Source organism: Halorubrum tibetense, assembly GCF_042661865.1.
Classification (GTDB): Archaea; Halobacteriota; Halobacteria; order Halobacteriales; family Haloferacaceae; genus Halorubrum; species Halorubrum tibetense.
This window is the reverse complement of record NZ_JBHSWW010000696.1, coordinates 1-550: the sequence shown is the minus strand read 5'-3', so window position 1 is coordinate 550 and position 550 is coordinate 1. Positions and strand designations below refer to the sequence as shown.

1 protein-coding gene is annotated in these 550 nt (G+C 53.6%); it reads right to left on the bottom strand.

Features of this window, described 5'->3' with window-relative positions; translation table 11 throughout:
- The coding region (locus tag ACFQEU_RS17805; protein ID WP_379784323.1) for an OmpA family protein at positions 1-550 on the bottom strand (550 nt) is incomplete at both ends.

Below are 550 nucleotides of genomic sequence, written 5' to 3'. Positions count from 1 at the left end.
CCCACGCGCTGGATCGCTTGTAAAGAGTAGGCCACCACTCTCGAGTTTGATCGCCCGCAACCCATTTATCTTTGGCTGACCCGGTGCATCAGATGATTCGCTATCACCCTCTTGGGTCAGCGTCGGCACAAGTACAGGCGCCTCGCCAAATTCTATTAACGGATCTGCAGGCTCCCCGCTGGGTTGCTGTAACGATTCCGGCACGTCGACAAAGGTATCTGCCTCTAATATGCCGCTTACATCTTGGTTGTCTACTGACCGAGTCGGCCGATTTGGCTTTTCACGTGCTACCATCAAGACCACACGCCGATTTTGGGCGCGTCCGGCTTCTGTTGTGTTATCGGCAATAGGTTGAAATTCTCCATAGCCAACAGCCGATAGCCGCTCTGGCGTGACGCCACTTGCCGCAAGTAATTTTACCACTGCGCTGGCTCGGGCAGCGGATAGTTCCCAATTACTCGGGAACAGGCTAGTTTGAATCGGCTCGCTATCGGTATAACCCTCCACCTGAATCGGGTTGTTCGCTATAGCGAGGTGTTTTGCAATCTCA